At 59.9% G+C, this 20,972-nt stretch carries 18 protein-coding genes; 10 read left to right on the top strand and 8 right to left on the bottom strand.

The annotated features are described in order from the left end of the window. Positions 1-629: 629 nt before the first annotated feature. From FFS45_RS37180 to FFS45_RS37165, 4 genes are read right to left on the bottom strand one after another with little or no spacing between them, the layout of a single operon-like run. Positions 630-2,270: a hypothetical protein gene (locus FFS45_RS37180; protein WP_137959621.1), complete on the bottom strand. Its 1,641-nt coding sequence runs from the start codon at positions 2,268-2,270 to the stop codon at positions 630-632. Next, positions 2,267-3,262, bottom strand: a complete 996-nt coding sequence (locus FFS45_RS37175) for an ATP-binding protein (RefSeq protein WP_137959620.1) — start codon at positions 3,260-3,262, stop codon at positions 2,267-2,269. The genes FFS45_RS37180 and FFS45_RS37175 overlap by 4 nt, the downstream gene beginning before the upstream one ends. A gap of 4 nt (positions 3,263-3,266) precedes the next feature. Next, positions 3,267-5,249 (bottom strand): hypothetical protein, encoded by a 1,983-nt coding sequence (locus FFS45_RS37170; protein ID WP_035481686.1) that lies wholly within the window; start codon positions 5,247-5,249, stop codon positions 3,267-3,269. Further along, on the bottom strand, positions 5,246-5,890 hold the full coding sequence (locus tag FFS45_RS37165; protein WP_137959619.1) for a hypothetical protein: 645 nt from the start codon (positions 5,888-5,890) through the stop codon (positions 5,246-5,248). The genes FFS45_RS37170 and FFS45_RS37165 overlap by 4 nt, the downstream gene beginning before the upstream one ends. Positions 5,891-6,333: 443 nt before the next feature. Here FFS45_RS37165 and FFS45_RS37160 point away from each other — a divergent pair, with 443 nt between their 5' ends. From FFS45_RS37160 to FFS45_RS37145, 4 genes are all read left to right on the top strand, one after another. After that, a complete protein-coding gene (locus tag FFS45_RS37160) occupies positions 6,334-8,241 on the top strand; it encodes a phage integrase family protein (RefSeq protein ID WP_137959618.1) in 1,908 nt (635 codons plus the stop codon). Positions 8,242-8,480: 239 nt separating this feature from the next. Then, a complete protein-coding gene (locus FFS45_RS37155) occupies positions 8,481-9,665 on the top strand; it encodes an AAA family ATPase (protein WP_063501244.1) in 1,185 nt (394 codons plus the stop codon). A gap of 6 nt (positions 9,666-9,671) precedes the next feature. Next, positions 9,672-10,646, top strand: coding sequence for a ParB/RepB/Spo0J family partition protein (locus FFS45_RS37150; protein WP_249363086.1), 975 nt, complete (start codon positions 9,672-9,674; stop codon positions 10,644-10,646). A 268-nt stretch (positions 10,647-10,914) separates the two neighbouring features. Further along, positions 10,915-12,183 (top strand): Replication protein O, encoded by a 1,269-nt coding sequence (locus FFS45_RS37145; protein ID WP_137959617.1) that lies wholly within the window; start codon positions 10,915-10,917, stop codon positions 12,181-12,183. A gap of 1 nt (position 12,184) precedes the next feature. Here FFS45_RS37145 and FFS45_RS37140 read toward each other — a convergent pair whose 3' ends face one another. Then, on the bottom strand, positions 12,185-12,436 hold the full coding sequence (locus FFS45_RS37140) for a helix-turn-helix transcriptional regulator (protein ID WP_137959616.1): 252 nt from the start codon (positions 12,434-12,436) through the stop codon (positions 12,185-12,187). A gap of 84 nt (positions 12,437-12,520) precedes the next feature. Continuing rightward, positions 12,521-12,706, bottom strand: a complete 186-nt coding sequence (locus FFS45_RS37135) for a hypothetical protein (protein WP_063501249.1) — start codon at positions 12,704-12,706, stop codon at positions 12,521-12,523. A 596-nt stretch (positions 12,707-13,302) separates the two neighbouring features. Between FFS45_RS37135 and FFS45_RS37130 the strand changes: the two genes are divergently transcribed. The 5 genes from FFS45_RS37130 (at position 13,303) to FFS45_RS37110 (ending at position 17,547) form a co-directional block, all read left to right on the top strand. Continuing rightward, positions 13,303-13,710, top strand: a complete 408-nt coding sequence (locus tag FFS45_RS37130) for a hypothetical protein (RefSeq protein WP_063501129.1) — start codon at positions 13,303-13,305, stop codon at positions 13,708-13,710. Between the two features lie 13 nt (positions 13,711-13,723). Beyond that, positions 13,724-14,542 (top strand): ParA family protein, encoded by an 819-nt coding sequence (locus tag FFS45_RS37125; RefSeq protein ID WP_063501130.1) that lies wholly within the window; start codon positions 13,724-13,726, stop codon positions 14,540-14,542. Between the two features lie 12 nt (positions 14,543-14,554). Further along, positions 14,555-15,919, top strand: a complete 1,365-nt coding sequence (locus FFS45_RS37120) for a ParB N-terminal domain-containing protein (protein WP_137959615.1) — start codon at positions 14,555-14,557, stop codon at positions 15,917-15,919. A gap of 122 nt (positions 15,920-16,041) precedes the next feature. Next, a complete protein-coding gene (locus tag FFS45_RS37115; RefSeq protein ID WP_063501132.1) occupies positions 16,042-16,404 on the top strand; it encodes a TrfB-related DNA-binding protein in 363 nt (120 codons plus the stop codon). A gap of 153 nt (positions 16,405-16,557) precedes the next feature. Then, positions 16,558-17,547 carry a replication initiator protein A gene (locus FFS45_RS37110; RefSeq protein WP_249363085.1) on the top strand — a complete coding sequence of 330 codons (990 nt, stop codon included), beginning with the start codon at positions 16,558-16,560 and terminating at the stop codon, positions 17,545-17,547. Positions 17,548-17,657: 110 nt separating this feature from the next. On the opposite strand, the gene FFS45_RS37105 is transcribed toward FFS45_RS37110, so the two are convergent. Both FFS45_RS37105 and FFS45_RS37100 read right to left on the bottom strand, forming a co-directional pair. After that, positions 17,658-18,536, bottom strand: coding sequence for a hypothetical protein (locus FFS45_RS37105; protein WP_137959612.1), 879 nt, complete (start codon positions 18,534-18,536; stop codon positions 17,658-17,660). A gap of 25 nt (positions 18,537-18,561) precedes the next feature. Further along, positions 18,562-19,392, bottom strand: coding sequence for an HNH endonuclease (locus tag FFS45_RS37100; RefSeq protein WP_236721169.1), 831 nt, complete (start codon positions 19,390-19,392; stop codon positions 18,562-18,564). Positions 19,393-19,610: 218 nt separating this feature from the next. Here FFS45_RS37100 and FFS45_RS37095 point away from each other — a divergent pair, with 218 nt between their 5' ends. Then, entirely contained in the window at positions 19,611-20,315 is a 705-nt protein-coding gene (locus FFS45_RS37095) for a hypothetical protein (RefSeq protein WP_137959611.1), read from the top strand. The last annotated feature ends 657 nt before the right edge of the window (positions 20,316-20,972 follow it).

Raw genomic sequence — 20,972 nt, 5'->3', positions numbered from 1 at the left:
ATGGGAGAGCGATTTGCCCCGCGCCGACAGCTCGTGCTACTGCGTCGAAGCTCCGTTGGCCAGCTAGCGGGTGCAACTTGCGAGTGTCCGCTCAACCAGGTGCTTCTGGTTGAACGGCTACTCACTTGCCTGAATGGCCGCCTTCCGACACTGGTCAATGAACGCGCCGTGCAAGCGCCATAGTTGACGATGCACTTCAGCCAACTCTGCGTGCGGCCGACTTCGCTCTGCAATCCTCCCGCTCGAGCCAACGACCAATTTCCGGATAACGCTGCAGCAGTTGCCCAAACGCACCGCTTGCATTGCCCGAAGCGCCTTCGCGGGGTACTTTGACCGGCGCGCAACCGCAGGCCACTTTAAATGTTTCACCGACGAAAATTCGAAATGTCGGGCCGGCACGCCGTTGCAGTGACGGTTTTAATAGCGAAGTTGTGAAACATTTAAAGCGGTCCACGCGTGGCGCGACACCGCATCCGACTGCTACGGACGCAGGAGGCGGCATGCCAGCTGGCGGCCGGTTGGCCCGAACAGTTTCGCGTACTCGCGCTGCGACGGATCGTGGGAGTGTATCCTTGCATTTGCCGTTTCGTCCCTGGCTGGACCGCACCTAAGCGGCGTGCACAGCACGCCTATGCGGCATCTGATGCGGCAAGGACCGCCAGCACCATCGCCGTCACACCGATGTTTCCTTTATGATCTATGGTCAACGGGTCAGTCGATTTGCGGGCACCGTCGTAATTCATCGCGCGTCTGCGCCCCGCACGTACCATCGGCCGGTCGGCCGGCGCGGCATTCCGGTTCAGGTTGCCACAATGCTGCTGGAAGTGTTTGCCGCTGATCTGCAGTTCTCCCTTTTGTGCAGCACGACGGGCCGGAGCCGGAGCAATCAGCAGGCGAACCAGGCATCGCTCCGGATCTCCGTCCAGCACCGCCCATGAACGTTCCGGAAAGTCCACGACGGGAAACGGCATCCATACGGGCGCCGATCTGACGGTCGCATCCACCGCTTCCTGCAGATAGCGATCAAAGCTGTCGAGACACGCCTGAGCGAATATGTGCAGGATCACCCAGCGGTCAGTCGCCCTGCTCCACTGCGGGAGACCCACTGGCGCAAACAGCGAAAGCCAGACAAGGATCCCGAGGAATCCATGGTCCCCTTTGACCAGCAGATGGGACGGCACACCGACACCCTCCCATTTGGTGCGCCACCGGAGGACCGCTTGTGCTACCGGACAGAAAGGCGTCGTTGTGAGCGCATCGAGTCGCCACGTCAGGTGCGAGGCTGCGGTGACGACGCAGGCGCGATGCCTGCTCCCGATGCAACGCAGGACGTATCGTTTGATCGCCTTGTAGCATGCGACGGAATCCGTCAGCATGTCGTCGCCGCTCTTCCCCCCGGGTGCGGGGAACTGCGTTGCAGGGTTTGCTCGCAACGCATCATCCGGTCCTCGAACCGCATGACTACTGTCGCGGTGAAAAACCATCCCCCACTGATCGCCATCAGTATGCCCCCGTGCAAGCCATTGGCTGGAAGCTTTCGCCACATCGGTACCGCTCCCCCGGCGCGGTGCCGAACCCAGCCAGGTCACCTGCTCCCCGGTCAGGTCGGGCGGACGCAGAAGTCGCCGAACATTGGGCGCTCTGCGCCCAAACCAGCCACGGGCTAAACTCTGCGCCACGGTATACCGGTAGACGGAAGATAACCGCAGTGCGCGATCGTCAGTGCTACGAAGCGCTGGCGCCCAGTCATGCCCGCATGCCGGACAACTGAACGGCGAGCGGAAAATACCAGCCCGCAGCCGATAGGCGACCATCGTCCGACCGCATTGCGCACAGCGGTCGCGAAGTTTGCAAGCGTGAACCGGACACGTGTCGCAGCCTGCAAACTGGAATGCTGTGAGGTGAACGCCCCGCCCCGCACACTGCGAACACCAGCGTAGCGTCGGATCACTTTCGACTTCGGACAGATCCCAGGGCGCCAGAAAGGCGGCGGCGACATCGGGCAGCGACATGTGTAGCAGGTACGTCATGCGGAGCAGGTCGAACTGCCGCGCATCGCGCAAATCGATGTCCCGCTGTAGCGCCCACGGGCCCGGTTTGCGCAGGAACGCCTTTGCCAGTGAGGTACACGACATAGCATTGAGTTGCTGGAACTTGGCAAGCAGCATGAACGCTGACTGCCCGGGTACATTCCAGTCGTCGCGCCAGCAGGATTCACCCATCGGTGCGTCGTCGGCGAGAGGAAGCAGGATGTCGAAGCGGCGTCTCATGATCCACCAGGGACGTCGTCGACAAAGACGATACGCAGATCTTCGAGCGCTGCGATGTAATCCGATTCGTCAACCGCCTGTGCCCACAATGCCGGGCTGAGCGCAAAATCCGGCGCATCATGCAGCATGTTCTCGCCCAGCGCGAATTCCACGGCACGCGCGACAAACTCCATCGGAAGTTCCATCGTGAAGTCGAAGCGTGCACGCCGATGCGCCTCGCTGAATGCGTCCCACACCAGCTCATTCTGCCCGCCGAGCCGGAATCCTGCGTCATATGCCCGCTGGAAGAAGAAACGCGTAAAGGTCCAGTCGCTTCCTTCCGGAAAAACCGACTCGTCGTACGCGCTAAGCGGCACCTCCAGGTCTGCGGCCGAACGGAATCCCTCGAAACGCATTTCCTCAATCATGAAGCGCGACACGATCTGTGAGGTATCGATGCTTTGTCTGAACGACGTCTTGCGGTTCAGGATGCCCGGCTGACCGATCAGAAACGTATACATCCGGACGCCGCGACGTTCCAGCTCGTCCTGCACATCGCGCAGCCATTCGTAGTGTTCAATCTCGAGACGCTGTGCTTCATCGACAAATACGATCAGCGATTTGCCAGACACGCGCTCCACCATTTCGGCCAGCCTGTTATACAGACGGAAGCGCCGCTGCAAGGCCGAGCCGCTGTCAGGCCGATCATGCCTCGCGGCTGCCAGCAGCATGCCGAAGAAGAGGCCTTCCGAGCGGGACGGATTTTGCGGCATGCCGACATGAAGGATGGCGGAACGGGGCAGTTCCTCGCGAAGCAGGCGAACGCAATAGCGGATCGCGTATGTCTTGCCCCATCTCGTATGGCCATAGATGATCGCCCCTGATACGCCGTGTCTGACGCACCGGAGAATGCGCATGTACATCGCGCCTATCGAGGGTGTGGGCACCATGTAGCCCTTGTTGAGCAGGGGATGGGCATCGGGCGCCAGCGGTCGCGTCGTCGGGCGGAGCATCGCGTCAGGAAAACGTGAAGATCCGCGTCAGCCGGATCGACGGCCGCGGACTACCGGGTTGCGTCGCGGCCCGGGTCGCGGGTTGTGATTGCGCTTGCGGCGACATCCGCCCGGGTACCGCCGGTGGGCTCTCGTGGGATTTCGCCCGATCCGTCAGCATGCGGGCGAGGTCGTTCGCACTGCGCTGATGTCTCGCCGCTTCGGTCTTCTTGTACGCAAACCATGCCTCGACCGGATCTTCGCCGTCCCGATACGTAATTTTGCGCTGGTGGATCAGTCTGAAGATCTCCTGCCGCACCCGCAATGAGTGCTGCGAAAAACACCACGGCCGTACAGCGGTCAGCACGCCGAGTTCAGAGCCGTCCATGAAGAAGGCATGCACGTGCCGGATGTCCTTGACATTGAAGTAGATGCGCAGCTGCTGGCCAATCAGCGACGCATTGCTCGACAGGATGCTGCCGGTGTAGCGCACGTATTCGAAGTTGACGTGGGGCCGCTCGCCGCGTTTGACGCTGCCGCGTATCGTCACTACCCGCGCGTCCTGCAGCAGGCACAACGTGCCGCGTCGTTCGGCAGGTAACGTGCGGAGGAGGCTTGAGTCGCGCGCAAGGAAAAAGCGCATCGCTTCGAGCGGGGTACGCCCTCCCAGTCCGGTATGCGGTTCGCCGTTGTAGTCGGCGAGGACCACATCAATCACGTCCTCGAGCTCATCAAGGCTCATCAGCAGCGACAGATCTCCGCCCACATCGTTGAGTGCGCGTTCCACGGACTGCGGCGCCGCGCCAGTCGTCCCGGGCAGGCGATGGGCGAAATGCGCCGCGAGCTGACCAAAGAACCGTTCGACGAATGCACGTTCATTCTTTTCACACAACGGTCCGTTATCGCACCAGCAGCCGACGATGCCGGTCAGGCGCTCGAGCGTTGCCTGCGCGAAGTGTGCCTTTGCGGCGTCGAAGCGCAGCGTATTCCAGCACGCCCACGCGGTCTCTGGCATGGCCTCCGACGGAAACCCACCGCCCGAACGCACGCGCAGTCCGGGAATCCGGAAGGCGCGCGTCGCGTGCGGGGTCAGTGTCGCCTGCAATGCTTCGGCGATATCGTCCTTGTTGTATTCCCGGCCCACGGCGAGGCTGTAGCCTAGCACCGCGCGCGTCGCGACATCCAGCAGCACCAGTATCCAGATCCGGTGCAGTGAGAGAAGGGTTTCGAAGCCAAGCGGATCATCGATTCTGAGCGTGAGACGCAGGTCGATCTTGTGACCGTCGAATTCGACGACGTCCAACGGGTCGACGGCCGGCTTGCGCACATGTTCGCCGGCATCTTCCCAAGCATGCGCGATCTGCGTCGCGCCGGCCGCCTGCGCCGCTGCATCAAAGTGCCGGGTTGCAAGACGCCGCACATGCGTCGCCAGCGATCGCTCACCTAGATACTGCTGGTTGAACGGATAGTCGTGCGCCTCGACGCCGGCCCGCCGGCATTGATCGAGGAAGTCGCGATGCAGGCGGCGAAGGCCGCGCAATACCTCGCGTTGTCCGCCGTTTTTTCGCCGCCGTTCGTCGACCTTTCGTTCGATCCAGTGCGCGATCTCCGGGTAGCGGAACAGAAGCTGGGTGAACGCACCGCTTGTTCCACCCTTGCTGCCGTCACGGGAAAGCGTGACGGCAGCGCTACGCTGATAAGCGCGCGTATGCCTGTACGGTATCAGCGCACGCACGCCGAAGATCCGGCCGTCCTCGTGCATCGTGACGCAGCGCTCGAACAGCCTGTACAGATCGTTGAACCGCAGTCCTGTCACGCGACCGATTTCGCGTAAGGACGTGCGGCCATCGGCAAACAGCGCCATGGCCTGAATACGTCGATGCAACACATCGCGCGCCTCGCTCGACAACGCACCGTCATCGGCGCCCGGCCAGCTGGCGACATCGCGCAGTTCGGCCGGGATCGAGTCCCGGTCGAACCTGAGTTCGCCAAAGGTCATCGTCTTCATGCGCACACCAGTTGGGTCTGTCGGCTGAGTGGCTTGCGGGCAAGCGTCGGACACAGGAGGCTGCCATCCAGCACCAGCATGAAGGCGGCAGACCGCACCAGCGTCCCGCCCAGCGGCAATAACCGCTTTTCGAGTTCGCCCACCGTTGCGCCCTCCCCGCATGCGGCGAACGCACGCTGCTTCATTTCGGCGGTTACGAAAGTGTGATCGGTTGCAACGTGATGAAGTATGGTGGCCTGATTCCGCCTCAGGACATCCACTGGCGCACCTTCTTCCGCACCGACCATGCAAATCTGTATCCCGGTTTTCCGTGCCCACGCATCGAATGCCGCGAATCGCAGGGGTTGTGCCGCGAACGACTTCAGTTCTGAACCGCGTAGTACGATCAGGAAGCGTTCGCCGTCATTACCTCGATGCACCCAGAAATCGACCATCCGTGCAGGCCGGATATCGGGAACGCGAAGCGGGCGTTCGCAGTAAGCGACGACATCGGGATTGAACTCGAGCTGCAGCCAGGCGTTCAAAGTCCGATGACCGAACAGGGTGAGTCGGCGGTCGACTTTGGGTCCATAGACATCGTAGCGATGCGTCCCATAAGGGCGCACATCGTCGATCGCACGGACGAACCGCAGGTTGGTCATCGCCGCCCTCAGTCTTCAAACACAATTACCCAGTTGTAGTACAAAAACGGAAGACGCGACGCGGACACTGCCCGGGCGACGGCCGCGCCGGAGCGCCGGCAGAACACGACGGGATGGAGCATCCTCTACGGACCTCCGCTTGATGCCAAAGCCAGCACGCGCCCAACCCGCTTCGTAACGATTGATACGTTTTACGTTCGAATCAATACAAACTATGTGTTGAGCTCGGTAAATGACCCGCTGCAAACGAAAAACGGGCTTAAGAAATGCATCTCGCCGGCGGACCCGCCCATTTTTGTGAAACATTCCCTTTTAAATTGCCGGAAGTCCATACCACACATGGACTTCCGGGCGAGGCCAGTTCAACGCCGGATGTTTCACGGTCGTCTTGCCTCCCTGCGCTAATATCAGCCGTCGCAAAGCTCGAATGCGGGACTCGCAGCATGGCCATCACCGAAGTTTCCAACATTCAGTTCAGTAGTCCGAAGATTCCAACTTTCACTTCTCCGTGGTCGGAAGTGAATCTGGAAGCGGTCGGGCGGCGGAGGCCGAGAATTCAAGGAGTTGCGCTTCCGGCGGTGCTATCACTTTTGCTTCACCCGACGGTGGCCGCGCGCCGTGCCCGCGACATCGAGGCGGCGCACCTGCTGCGGCTGAAACCGGGCAGTATTCCGCCGACCGAGCTGCACGCGCAGGACTCCGTGCCGACGCTCGACGCGTACCGCGATAGCGTCGATCCGGACGGCGTCTACAGCGAGGCCGAACTGCTGGAGCTGTATCGCGCGGACTTTCCGCCCGAGGCCTCGCCTCGCGTTGACCGGCGCATTGCCCGCAACGCCCGGCTGCGGCGCCGGCAGGCCGACGCGCTGGCACGCATGGAAAAGGCGCTGGTTCACGATCCCGTGCCGCATCACCCGCTGGAAGGCTGGTTCGAGCCCGCCGTCGTAGCGCGCCTCACGGCCGCGGGCCTGGCGACGCTCGCGGACCTGCTGGCCCTTATCGGCCGACGCCGCAACCGCTGGCACGCCGAGGTGCCGAAACTCGGTCCGAAGGGCGCGCAGCGCATCATGGACTGGCTGTCGCTGCACGCCGGATCGCTCGGACAGGTACTGTCACCGCTGGCCACCACACCGCGCCGGCAGCTGCAGGCCGGACATCCCGCGCTGTTACGGTCGCCGATCGGTGGCACGGTGCCGGACATCGTGCCGATGGAGGCACTGCGCGTGTCCGCCGAACTCGACGGCTCGCAAGGCCTGAACCGCGCGCCCGTTCCCGCCCACCAGGCCGAACTGAACACGGATCTGGCGGCAGTCTCCGCCTGGGTGAGGATTCGGGGCGCCCGCAGCCCCGACACCGCGCGGACGTACCGGCGCGAGGGCGAGCGCCTGCTGCTGTGGGCGATCGTGCAGAAGGGAAAACCCCTGTCGTCACTGAACACGCTGGACTGCGCGGAATACATTTATGTGTTCCTGATGGACCCCCAGCCAGCCGCGCGCTGGGTTGGCCGCGGCCGCGTCGAGCGCTTCGAGCCCGCCTGGCGACCGTTCGCTGGCCCGCTGAAAGACCGCAGTCGCGAGGACGCGCGCAAGATCCTGCGTGCCATGTTCAGCTGGCTGGTCGGCCAGAGGTATCTGGCCAGCAACCCGTTTGACGGCTTGCCAAGGTCCAGCGAGGTCGAGGCCGTCAATACCACCGGGCGCACCCTCACGCACGCCCAATGGAAATACGTGCTGCAGACGACGCGGCGGATCGAATACACGCCGGAGGAGCAGCGCGACCACTTCACCCTGCTATTTGCGTACGCCACCGGCCTGCGCCGGGCGGAACTGGCCGGGGCAATGACGGGTGATCTGACGCGTGCGGCGCTGGACGGCGCACTGGACGACGCCTGGGAGCTAAAGGTACGGGGCAAGGGGCGCCGTAACCGGCGCGTGCCCATGCCGGAAAAACTGATGGCCGAGCTGGAGCGCACCCTTACGTCCCACGGCATGCCTGCGCTGCTGGAATGCCCGAAAGAAACACCGCTGATTGGGCATCTGCAGACCGGCAGGCGACTGACGCCGGACGCCGTTGCCCGCCTGTTCAAGCGGATCTTCGAGCGCGCGGCGGATCAGCTGGAGACCCGCTACCCCGGTGCCGCGGCCGATCTGCGCAACGCTAGTACCCACTGGCTGCGCCATACCCACGTCAACCACACCCTCGACAGCGGCGCAGACGTGCGCGACGTGCAGACGAACCTCGGGCACGCCAGCCTGGCCACGACGACGATCTATACAAAAGGGGACAGCGCGCGGCGTTACAGAGCAGTCAATGCGTTCTTCGAGGACGCGCTTCTCGACGCGCAAAGCTAGTTTTTTCGCATGCGAAAGCGCCAGTTGCAGCCTGGTCCGCCTGCGCTTTTCCTCACGTAATTTCTCACGAAAATCCGCCGAACCCAGCATTTACAGGGCTCCCAGGCGATACATCCCCGTAAAAGTTAACTTGCGTTTACCCAAGGCGACAGCTACGCTTCGGGAAATTCTATCGGCTGGCCGTATTTTCGCCCAAACGATAGAACACAACCACCGGAATGGAACGCCCTAAGAACGCTATGGATCTCGACCTCGCGAATCCCGGAAAGACGACGCCCGAAGACCTTATCAAGCTCGCCGGCCTATCTGACTTCATGCTTCAGAAGATTCGCGACGAGCTGCTTGAACCGTTCCCGCGGAAAGTCCCGCCGATGATCAGTTCCGCCCGGGTGCAAGAGATGTGTGGCATAGACACGCAGCGGATGGCGTACGCCATGAAGAAAGGCGAGCTTCCGCAAGGCACGCAGTCCCGTCGAGGCGCTCCACGACAGTTTACCGTGGAGGAGGCGGTCCAGTGGGTCAAGGCCGAATTGAACCCTGCCCCACGTAGCGGCCCGGGCAAAGTCATTGCCGTAGCCAACTTCAAGGGCGGCGTCACGAAAACTACGATGTCGACCATCCTGGCACAGGGGCTCGCGTTGCGGCGGGGTCGACGAGTCTGCCATATCGACCTAGACCCGCAAGGAAGCGCCACGACGCTTTATGGGATAAATCCGCACGCTGAGGTTGACGCGTCGCAGACGATCATGCCTTTGGTGGAAGCGTTCTTGAAGGGAGAGCCGTTCGACATGTCGGCGCTTCCTCAGTCCACTTACTGGCCAAACCTCGATCTGATCCCTTCGTCGACGGAATTGTTCAACGCGGAGTTCATGCTGCCCGCTCGCGCTTCCGCAGGTGCCCGTGGCGAGCGCTTTGAGAACGTGCTGCACAAGGGCCTTGAGGCTCTGCGCGATGAATACGACTACATCATCCTCGATACGGCCCCCACGCTTAGCTACCTGACGATCAATGCCATTTTCGCGGCTGACGGTGTGATTGTGCCAGTCGTTCCGGACGTACTGGCGTTCGCGTCTATGGTTCAGTTCTGGCACCTCTTCTCGGACTTGGTGACCGGCATGGCCGCTAGAGGGGATGAGTCGAGGAAGGAATTCGATTTCATCGATATCTTGGTGACCCGGATGACGCCAAAGCCCGCGGCGAAAGCCGTTCAGTCTTGGATTTCCCAACTCTACGGCTCGAGGGTGATACCTGTCGAGATACCCGAAACCGACGTTGCGCGAAACACCAATATGCGGTTCGCGACCGTCTACGACCTCACGGTCTATGAGGGCGGCGCAGAGACTCTCCGGCGAATCCGAACCCCGTGCGACCAGTTCGTCGACCGGGTGGACGACAAGATCTCGAGTCTCTGGCAAAAAGGATAGACGACCATGGCGACGATGAAGAATTTTGCATCTAAGGCGGCTGGCATCAAGCTCACGAGCGAAGAGGTGGCCGCGGCTGGGAGTCGTCCGGTCGGCTCCCCCCGGACCGCTCCGGGCCAGCTCATGCACTTGCAGGCCACCGCCGAGCAACAACATGATGAAATTGAGCGCTTGAAGCGCGCGCTCGCCGAACGCACAGCCGAGGAAGAAGTCGATCTCGACCTCATCGACGAGGTAGAAGGCAGGCGCCGAAAACTGAGTCCGGAAGAATACGCTGAACTCAAAGCCAACCTCGAACGTAACCCGCTGATTACACCGGTGGTATTACGCCGCCGGCCAAATGGCCGACGTGAATTGGTCGCCGGCCACAACCGCACTGCCATTTATCGCGAGCTGGGCCGGCCACGCATTCGTGCCGTGACCCAAGATATCGCCGATGAGGATGTCAGCAAGTTCGCGTTTTTCAGCAACCTGTTGGCCCCCTCCCTTTCGGACTTCGAGAAGTATTGGAATTTCCTTCAACTGCAGACCGAAACGGGACTGGACCACGCGGCATTGGCAGAGATTGCGGGCATTAGCCGCGTGCATGTGACTCGGATCATGCGCTACGACGCGCTGCCTGAGAAAGCGAAAGAGATCCTCTTTCGACGGCCTGAGCGACTAGGCAGTACTGCGGCGCAGGCCCTTTCTCAGATAGCAGAATCGGGGCGGACCGAGGCAGTCATTGCGGCCATCGAAAAGCTCGTCAACGACGAGACCATGACGCAAGAGCAGGCTGTGAGCATGGCTCGCGCACAGCGACCAAAGACTGCCGCGCCGGAAAAATTGTTCGTCAAAAGCGGCAAGCGCCACATCTGCGAAATTTCGGTTCGCAAAGGGGTCGTAGGGGTTCAATTCAAGGGCGAGGACGCAGAGTCTGCAAGCGATTGGGCGCAGCGGATTCGAGAGTTCATCGCCGACCAGATCACGAGCAAGGAGTGATGTACGAGTCGTACATACTTATAAATCAATGACTTACTGGAAAAGAAAGGAGCTTAGATGCAGTCGATGACGCTCTAACGCTAGAAAGACAAAAGCCTTCGGAACGGCTAATTCCGAAGGCTTTTGAATATTGGGCTTGCTGTCGCTCGCCCCTCCTGCTGCACTCCCCCGACGGCTAATCGGGCGAAGCACTGACACTTCGGAGTGTAGCGGAAAGCGATCGGCAGTCAAGCATGTGTCTTCCATTTTCTGAAAATGGTCGCTCGACATGTCTATCGCGCAACGCTCTGTTGCTGGCGAGGGTGAAGCTCATCCTTGCGAAGCAGAAACATTAACCGCAGAAGGCGACGCACAAGCTCGCGCCGAATTCACCTGCGACACAACCAACTTGCCTTGGGTGATATTCCGGGCCGTCCATCGTGCCGCGCAACTACAAGGCGTCAGCGCACGCTCCCGCGCCCTGCTCGCCGCTCTCGCCCGCACCGTGGACGCCAAACGCCCCTACGCCGCCATATTCGCGCGCCGTGAGCTGCTTACCGGCCGTGCCATGCAATCCATGCGGACCTTCTATCGCAGTCTCGATGATCTCGAAGCTGCAGGCCTCATCACGCGCCCCCCCCAAAGCCGATATGGCCAAGCTGGCCTGTTTGGTCGCGCCTACCTCCATCTCACCGAAAGCGCGGCCTTGCTGCTTGGTCTCGTCGTCAAGGAAGCTCCAGCCAGTCACACGGCGTCACCAGATGCCAAGGCCGAAGGTGCGCAGCAAGCCCGGGGCGAGTCGCTGAATAGTCGGTCTGCCAACGTGGCAGACGGAGCTATATATAAGGATCTTTTCCCTGCTTCTCAAAAGAGACAACCAGGCACCCTCCCCGAGGATCTCAAACGCCTCACTTCGCTGGGATTTCATGAATTTCTGGTCTTCAAACTCATGACCGAAGCCAAAGCAAACGGCAAATTCCTCTCCGACGTCGTCGACGTCAGCTGGGCTGGACTCAAAAAAGCGCACGCGCCAATCAACTACCTCCGCGCCCTTCTTCGCAAGCCTGTTGACTTCGCGTATCGTGCCCGGCAGCTTCGGAACCAAACCGTTCTGCAGCAACGAGAAGCAACCGAAAATGCGGAAGTGACGGCCACGGTAGCGCGCTGTGTTGGCCAAAGCTTTTACGACGCGATCGGAACCCGACGAATAACCCTCAGCGTGGACGGAAGCACGTTGACCGTGGTTGATGCGGTCGAAGGCATCCCGCGGACCGTACTGAATGGATGGCAATCGGCGTTTGCCAAAGGCATCCGGAAAGGGGACTTGCAACCGGCGACCGAAGCGCGTGACGCCACGTTCGACGGATTCGCGAGCAATGCCCCGATGCAGACCGCTGCAGCCAAGACTGAGTCGGCTGGACAACCTCGACAGCTCACGGGCGGCATTGCGGGACAGCTCGACGCTATCAAAAACGCGCTGCGTGCGGCGGGGAAGGGGAAGTTTGCGACGGTCTGGTCAGGACAGGCGCAGAGCCGTCCCGCGAACGCCGCCTCATAGCTCACTGCTTGTCCAGGGAGGCAAGTTTCGAGAACGCGGTACCCGGATCAATGCCACAGGCGCGACACCAGTCGAGGTAAAACAAAACATCGACATATCGCTCTCCGCGCTCGATTTTAGAAACGTTCGGCTGGTCTACGTGCAGCCGCTGAGCGAGTTGCACCTGCGTGAGGTCGGCAGCAAGTCGAAGCCTGCGCATATGGAAACGCAGACGCTTGTAACGCTCGTCATTGATGTTGATCGTAGGGGGCATACGCGTATGCTCCCTACTATCATCAAATATGCCATTTTGACCTATTCGCGATATGATCGTCCTGCGGGCAAACGTACGACGAAACTAGTTGAGCTTGGCTCCAACCAGTGTGGCCGCGTTACGGACAATTCCGATGTCGAAGTTCACCGACGCGCGGAGGCCTTCGCCAAAGCTGGTGAAGAAGTCAGTTGAGCCGCCATTAGCCGTGTGGGCCATGACCGCGGCTTGGATGAACAGGGCGCCGAGCAGGCAGAGAACGAAACGGATCATGTCGGTGTATCACCGCGTCAAAGCGGCTTCGATAGGTAAGGGTGGAGGATCATATGTGCCTAGTTTCACTTTCTCTCTGATCCGGGATATCTGCCGGCCGATCACAGCGGCAGACATGTTCAGCCGGTCGCCAACTTCAGCTCTCGTACATCCGGAGTCCAGCAGCGAGACGATCAGCTCCTGATCCGTTGTTATGACGCCGTCCGATTCACACTTTCGCATGCGAAATTTTACTCACTGTTCGACCGTACTGTAATTTTGTACGGAGTGCGCGCAGCGGCGCAGATATGAAAGACCTTCCGACTGCAGCAGTCCTGTCCATCCGGACCAGAAGGGCCGTCGTTCCCGCTCGACTCTACTTGACCAAGCCGGGCCTGACTCGCGGCGTCAGCAGCCACGAAACCTCGCCTTTCGGGCACTTCGAACGCACTCAAACACGAGCGATTCTAGCCGAACCACGTAGCCCGATCCAGGGGGATATCGGACTTATTTCGCACCATCTATTGACCGTCAACATTTCTAATAATAATATCCGTTGCACGTGACCACACGTCACCCATCAAAAATCAATGGACCGTCAATAACCGGAGCGTCTCATGTCCAACACCGTGCAATCGCGCATCTACCAGGCCCTTACCGAACTGATTCCGAATCTTGGAAAGACATCGAGCCGCACGCACTTTGCTCCGCCGCGAGTGGCCGGTGATATGGCCGTCCACTGCACTGTTGACGAGACCAGAGACGGTCATCTCACCGTCGAGATCGCCCACGACCGGCCCGCGCGCGGGAGCACCAATCCGGCGTCATGGATCTGCTTCGACGTCGACCCGGCTCGGGCTGTCGCTCGTGTTACGTGCTTTCAGGAAGGCTGTCACTACAGCATTGCGGGCCAACACACCGATGCGCAATCGGCGCGAGTCAATCTTTACGCGGCCAACTGGCTGGCTGTCTTCAATACGTTGGGCCGCGTGTTCGAGCCGATCGAGCAGGCCATCTACGCGTAAGGCGGGGAGAAACATGCACAAGGTTGGAATTGCGAACCAGAAGGGCGGTGTAGGAAAGACCACCACCGCGCGACACCTGTCATTCACGGCTATGGAAAGGGGATTGCGCACCCTCGTGATTGATCTCGATCCGCAGGCGAACCTCACCCGAACCATGCTGTACCGGTTGATGATGAATGCGGACGAAACGCTGATGCGTGCCCGATCCGTAAATTGGGACAGCATTCAGCTCCCAGCCATCGCGCCGGACAGCAGTGCTCACTTACTGTTCATGAGTGGGCAGGAACCTCGGCCTATGTCGATCGCGCCCGGTGTCGATCTGTTCGCCGGGTCGGACGACCTCATAGAAGTACTAGGGTGGCCACTCGATTGCACCCAACACGCACGGTCTGCGCTGAACCGGCTGGACGATCAGTACGACATCTGTGTGATCGACACGCCCCCGACGATGAGTAACCTGCTCTTTGCCGGAATGATCTGCGCGGATTACCTGCTGATGCCGTGTGACCTGGACAAGGACGCGACCAGCGGGCTGCTCGATCTCACGCAGAAGGCTCAGATCATCGCTGAGAACTTCAATCCGGATCTCGAACTACTCGGCGTGCTTCTCAACAAGGTCAACAAACGCCGGGCCTACGACCAGACGGAACGGATCACGCTGCGCCAGAAATGGGGTGACGCCGTGCTGGATGTTGAGCTGCAGGAACGTTCTGCAACAAAACTCGCGAAGGAACATCCAGTCTGGAAAAGCCCACGCGGTGACAGCGACCGGCGCGCAGCAGCGGAAATGCGTTCCGTGTGTGAGTCGCTGTTCAAACGTATTGGTCTGTAAGGGAAAATGATTATGCAGCTCAAAAATGGCCAACAGCTGACGAGTCTCGCTCAGCTATCGAAGATGAAGCCCGGCAGCGCAATGGCCGCGGCGATCGAGGAAGCAACAGGCGCGATCACTACTGAAATTGCGATTTCGAAGATCGTAACCAAGCCGCAGGACCGCGTAGACTTTAGCGACATCGAGGCGTTCGCCGAGCGCCTGAAGACGGTTGGCCATGTCCACACCGCGATTCTCGTACGCGCACTGGAAGACGACCAGTTCGAACTGATCGGCGGTGAGCGACGCGTGCGCGGCAGCATCTTCAACGGATGGCAGAAAATCCCGGCAAAGGTCTTTCCAGCAAGCACCCCGGACATCGTCATCCGGATGTACCAGATCTCAGAGAACGTCGATCGCAAACCGCTTTCTGCCAAAGAGACGGCCCTGGGTTTGGCGAGCGACATCGACAGATTTGGACGCGAGGAAGCCGCACGCCTGTGGACTAACCCGAAGGGCAAGCAGCGTAGCGAGTCGTGGATATCCAAACACCTTCGGTTCCGGAAGTACGGCCCAATCACGCGGGAACTGTTCGACGCCGGCATGTTCGACGACATCGAGGCCGCGAACAAGATGGACGACATTGAGGCCGAGAGCACAGAACTCGCACACGAACTGGCCGCCGCGATAAAAGCAGGCGAGAAATTGGGCCGGGTGACGCTTGACGCCCGGCTTTCGCAATTGAAAGGTACGGCGCAGAGTGACGCGCATATTGTGGCAGCCTTGCCGGCAGCGGCCGATAGGCCGAACAGCCCCGCGAAACACTCGGCCGATGAACGCGGCGACCCCGCCGACTCCACGGCCGATGACGCCGCCGGCCTGCCGTCATCCCATAATGAGGGACCGGCTGACGATAGTGAGCACTCGGTGTCCGCGCCTTCGGTCGCACAGGCTGTCCAGCAGGCATTGCAGTCGCAAAAAGCTCCCCGCGAAGCAGCGGCCGCACCGCGACCGAAGCAGGAGAGGGCGGGCGGCACCGACCCCATGAAGACCGTCATCTGGCGGGCGGAGGAACTGTTCCAGGAATCGACCGGATCAATCCATCGCCTGCGTCAGCTACAGGCAGATCTGGCGGCCGCTGGCGTGCCAGAGGAAGACGCGGACTGGAGGCTTTGGGTCGCATTTGTCCAGCTGGCTTGTTCTGCGTTGGTCGGCGTCGGACAGCCGCGGGCAGGGAAAATGATAAACAGGTTGAATGATGAGTTAAATTCTAAGAGCGCAATAGAGCTACTGAATACGTTGCATCCGAGCCGCAGGGCGGGCGTTTTGCCAGACGATTTCAGGTACGATACGGACCGTGAGATTCATCCTCTCGCGCCGAACAATTGGGCTCTCTAATGCACAGGAAAAAGGGGCAGATAAGCCCCTTTTTTCATAGCCCGTCAACCATATCGTGTCGGATATTTACTTTGGCAACGTTCCGTCTTACTGCGAGAAAATTTACGGCACTTGATTCGTTCATGCGCAAGCAGGTCGAGCTGCAGGGCACCAAGCCTTTTGCCGAAAAAACACGGGACATTGCACGGGCGGTGATCGTCGACGGTGAAGCGTCGATAGACGTGCAAACGCGGTTTGAAGTGACGAAGCAACGAGTCAGCTCGATTGTTGGTCGTTACTACCAGGCGTACCTGACGATGAATGACTCCAAGGGCGATATTGCGGCTTTATGGCTAAAGCATGGCTTCGAATTGCCGATTAACCTAGTGAAGCCGCTCGAAACGTTTCTTGCCACAGCGAGACGCAGCAAGGACGCTAATAAAATCCAGTCTGCCATCGCCGCCGTCATGGAAGCGCTCGAGATAGAAAAGAGCAAGCTGGAATGAAATGAGGGGTTAGTGCGATAAATGAGCACCATCGAACAACAAAGCAGTCACTCACTGCGCAGGCCAATACCGGGGCATAGCAAAACAAAGAAGGACTATCGGCGATCCGTCGAACGCGTTGTCAACATGACCAGTGACACGCAGGACGCCGAGATGTCTGTTTCACAGGAAGAGGCGTTTCATGACGCCGAGCAACTCGAGCTGTTCGCGGCCGAGCGCTTGCTCGCAACGTGGAAGCCGCGTGAGGATCTTCATTCTCTCGAATTCCCGCTGTTTTCTTTGCAAAAGGGCAAAGACACACGTGTCAGGGTGTATCGCAACGGTGAACAGATCGTGCGAATCATCCCGAGCGTCGTCGGCGCCGCCAACATCTTCGACAAGGACGTTCTTGTCTACGCAGCGACTCAGATCTGCAAGGCCGCGGACGCAAACCTTCCGGTTTCCCGCCGCATCCGCTTCAAGGTGCGGGACTTTCTCGTCTACACGGGCCGCAGTACAGGCGGAGCGTCATACACCCGCATCGTCGACAGTTGCCGCCGTTTGAAGGGGACGATCGTTGAGACCAACTTCGATGCGTCGCGGCTAGGCGCCAATGAAGAGGGCATCCACGAGAGCCTTTACGGATACGGCCTGATCGAAAATTACAAGATCATCACGTACACGGGCAACAAGAAGGGCGCGCTTGAAGTCGAATTGATCCTGTCGACGTGGACCTTCGACTCATTGATCAATCGCAAAGTACTCACGATCCATCCTGGGTATTTCGATCTGGCGCAAGGACTCGAACGCCGGCTGTACGACCTTGCGAAGAAGCATTGCGGCGAAAAGCTGTGGTTCAAGATCGGGCTCGACAAGCTCTACGCCAAGTCGGGATCGGCACAGGCTCAGAAATACTTCCGGCGCGACGTCGTCGCCGCTATGGTGGCCGATAAGATGCCCGAGTTCCATATAGCCCTGGACGACGACAAGGCGATGGTCATTTTCTTCCGGTGCGATCGTGACAACCAGAAGCAGAACGCCCAGCTCATCGCCGGCATTCACAGGGAGCTGCTGTCCAAGAAGCTGCTGAACTGGTATTACACATTGCGCAGATGGGATTCAAAGTCGGACCCGAAAGCGCAAATGGATCTGTTGCCAGCTTAGCTCAGTCCGCTTCACACACGTGTCGGTAGCGGCCGCCCGGGCCGCACAGCGCATTCCACCCGTCAGGATGCGCTGCCGACCGTGGTCTTCCCCATCCTTTACCTCCTGCACTAACCGGTGGCGTTCGTCGCTTCAGGTTGCCCGCCAGACGCTGCCGCGGTGGTGTCCGCCAACCGCTGCAGCATGGCGATCGCGTCGGTTCGGGCCAGGTCGGGAAATAGCTCAGGCTTGTACCGGATCTGCATTTGTAGCTCGCCCTCGTCAGTGAGGTGGCTAAGCACAATGTCCACCTGAGACAGTACGCCAAACAAGCCTTCGTCCAATGTCCGGAACAGGACGTTGATCGGCGTAGGGAACTGCCGTGCGACTGCCCTGATCAAGCCGACGCGAGGGATAACATGGAGATCCGACAGCACGTTATAAGGGTTCGGTTTTGCTGGCTTGATCACCTTGCGTGCGTCGTTGCTGCCGTGAAGGCAGGCCAGGAATAGCATCACGATCGCATCGTTGGCGGCCAGCCCGGTTGCGGCCGCGAGTTCGACAAGTTTGTCTTCGACGTCCCTGCGGTCTTGCGTTGCCACCTTCTGTACGACGAGCGGTGCGGCCTTCGTGAGGAAGCCCGCTCGATTGTCCCACTGGCTTTCTTTCATGCCAGCAAAAAGCTCGGCCGCAAGGCCTTTCAGTCCGCTAAGATGCGCAGCGTCCGTGTTGGCCAGCTTGAAAAACTGACCGATCGCATCTGCCTCTGTGTCCAGACACAGGGCCTTTTGATCGACATCGTCTTCACGTCCCTTTTCGCCCTCCATAATCGAAAGGATGGGGCTGATGCTGTTCTGCGGTAAATCAATTGCCCTTAATGCCTCAAGGGCCGCTTGTTTTTTATCGTCCGGCTGTTCGTTGCCCGACACCGCGGTCTTAATTATCGAGACAACATTGCGATCGAGGAGAAAGAGGGTTTCGGTCCGTACGGACACGGGCTGCACGTTCATCGTTGGGCCTCGCAGATGGTTGTGCTCAATCGTCTAGCGCTTCTTCGCGCGCGATGAACAGGTCGTGATGGAGCTTCAGGGAATCCGTTGAAGGGCGTTCCTGCATGTCCACGGGAAGCGCGACGAGGCGCCGGCCGCGATACTGCGCATATTCCGTCCACTCCAGGGACCGCGAAATGGTCACGCGATAGTCAGAGTCAACCGAAATCAGGTAAAGGTCAAAGAGCGTGTGTATGTCCGAACGCAACAGCATTCCGTTGGTGGTGGCGTAGTTAGTTGCGAGCGCGTGCGGGACAATGTGCGCAGCTTCCAGCAGCGCTTCGACCGATGAGCCGCTAACTGCGCAGGCGGTGCCGTACGCCCGCAGAAGCCTCTCACGGAAATCCGGCTGGCCACGGCGTGTCTTGATTGCGACGAGCTGTCGCTCCTCGCTCTCCTGCCTACCATCGCCGTCACTGGCTGCCGGCGCCGCATCGCGCTGGCCCGGCTCGACACCGCGGGTCTCGCCAGCATTGTCCTCGCGGCCTTGCGGAGTGTCAGCTGACGCCGCCTGGAAGCGACGAAAATCAACGTGTTGCTGCTCAAGGCTATAGCCCGTCACTCGCCATCCGGCTCGCTGCCATGCGTCCGCCCAGACATGCGTGCGCCCTTCAGTGGTGTTGCTCCAGAACGGCGGATGCTCGTAAGCCGAGCGCGGCAATGGCGACGGTAGGATCTCGTTGATCTCAGCAAACGTGAGCCGTACGAAATTGCCGCTCAGGTTTCGTAGATGAGTTTCGAGGGAGTCGTATTTCGCCATGTCGCAACGGGCAGCGCACGAGATGCGCCGCGTGCCGAGTTCCGGGATGGACAGCATAAGCGCAAGGGAGGCTCGGCGGGAAGAGAAAACCAGTAGGCAGCGCAGGCTGGCTACTCGGATCCGGCCGGTGTCCCGTGTCGCAGGTAGTGAAAACTCACCATCTGCTTTCGCTAGGCTTTTCCAGCCCTTATGTGACGCTCGCGATGTCCGCGTGGAGTGGCGGGAGCTACACTTGAGCTTGCTCAGGACCAGAGACAAACAATGGGATCGCGATAATGAACAGAGAGCTAAGCGAGCAGGAACGCGCGGAACGCCGTCAGATCGTCGACGAGATGATGGCGGCCGGAGGCTTGGATAAGCTCGAAGTCGCCTATCTCGAAGCGTACGCGCGCGGTGACCTGTCGCTTGACGAGGTATCCGGGCGCATTATCGGGCGTGCTGACGCGAAAGCTGAGCAAGTGATGGCCGAAGCCGCGGAGGATGCACAGACTTTCATGGCGCATTCCGAGATCGAGCAGCAAAGGATTCTGCGGCAGGCCGAACTCGAGGCGAAAAGGATTCAGGATGGCCTTGGAGGTCCGGCTGAGCGGCTTAGTGCGTTACTTTCCAGTGCGGAGAATCCTAGTGCGGCGATGCGGGATCTTCTCCTTCACGGAACGGAGGAGCAGCTAGGATTGACTGCGAAGTATCTCGCGTCAGTGCCGGGCAGCGATGACGCGCTCGATGGAACCCTGCGGCAGATCCTGCACGATATGCCCGCGCCGGAACTTCGCGATGTATGGCTCAACCGACTCCGGCCGATGTTGATTGAATGGCAGATCTTGTCGCAGGAACAGTTGCGAAAGCTTGATGCGGATGTGTCAAACCTGCTAAGTGCCTTCCAGAAACGCCCCGGGCTGACGAGAGCACAGAAGTACATGATCGCCGCAGTAGTGGGCGCCATCCTCTTTTTCGTCGTGCGTTCGTTTTGGTCGAGCTGACCACTGTATTCACTTTCAGCGGTACCCGGCAGCCGGCGCGCAAGTGACAGACGAGCCCGACCCGAAAGCGCGTCTATCGCACCACCCGGAGCCAGCGACAGCTTTTCGGGATGGCGTCTCAACTCCTGCCACGCGATGCAAAAAAACTCCCAATAATGCGTCTATCGCACCACTCACGCGCCCGCGTCTATCGCACCACCAGATGCAACACACGGCCCCCCTTGGAATGTGTCGATCGCACCACCACCCCGCGCGTCTATCCCACCACCGCGAAACGGACCTTGAATCGCTAAACGCCCGCTCTGACAGGGCTATGCCCTTGATTAGAGTGAATATTCAATTGGCATAGATCGGGGAAAAGCTGTTTTTTCGACGCGTCTATCGCACCACCCACCCCATTTTTGTGGATAACATTGTGGCCTTCGCGTCTATCACACCACCGCCCGCGTCTATCGCACCACCTAGACTACGTCTATCCCACCACCGCCGACGCGTCTATCGAGCCACCGAACGCCCCGCAAACCCACGCCCCGCGGGCGTCTCGCGAACCGTAAACGCGCGCGCGGTTAACTTCTTCTCTTTTAACTGTTTTTAACTGCGATTTGAACAAGGCTCCACCCTCAGTGAGGGGGGTGCAAGCACCCCCCTCACTGAGGG

Origin of the sequence: Burkholderia sp. 4M9327F10 (assembly GCF_005503145.1) — a bacterium.
In the GTDB taxonomy this organism is placed as follows: Bacteria; Pseudomonadota; Gammaproteobacteria; order Burkholderiales; family Burkholderiaceae; genus Paraburkholderia.
This window is presented reverse-complemented; position numbering and strand designations above follow the sequence as displayed.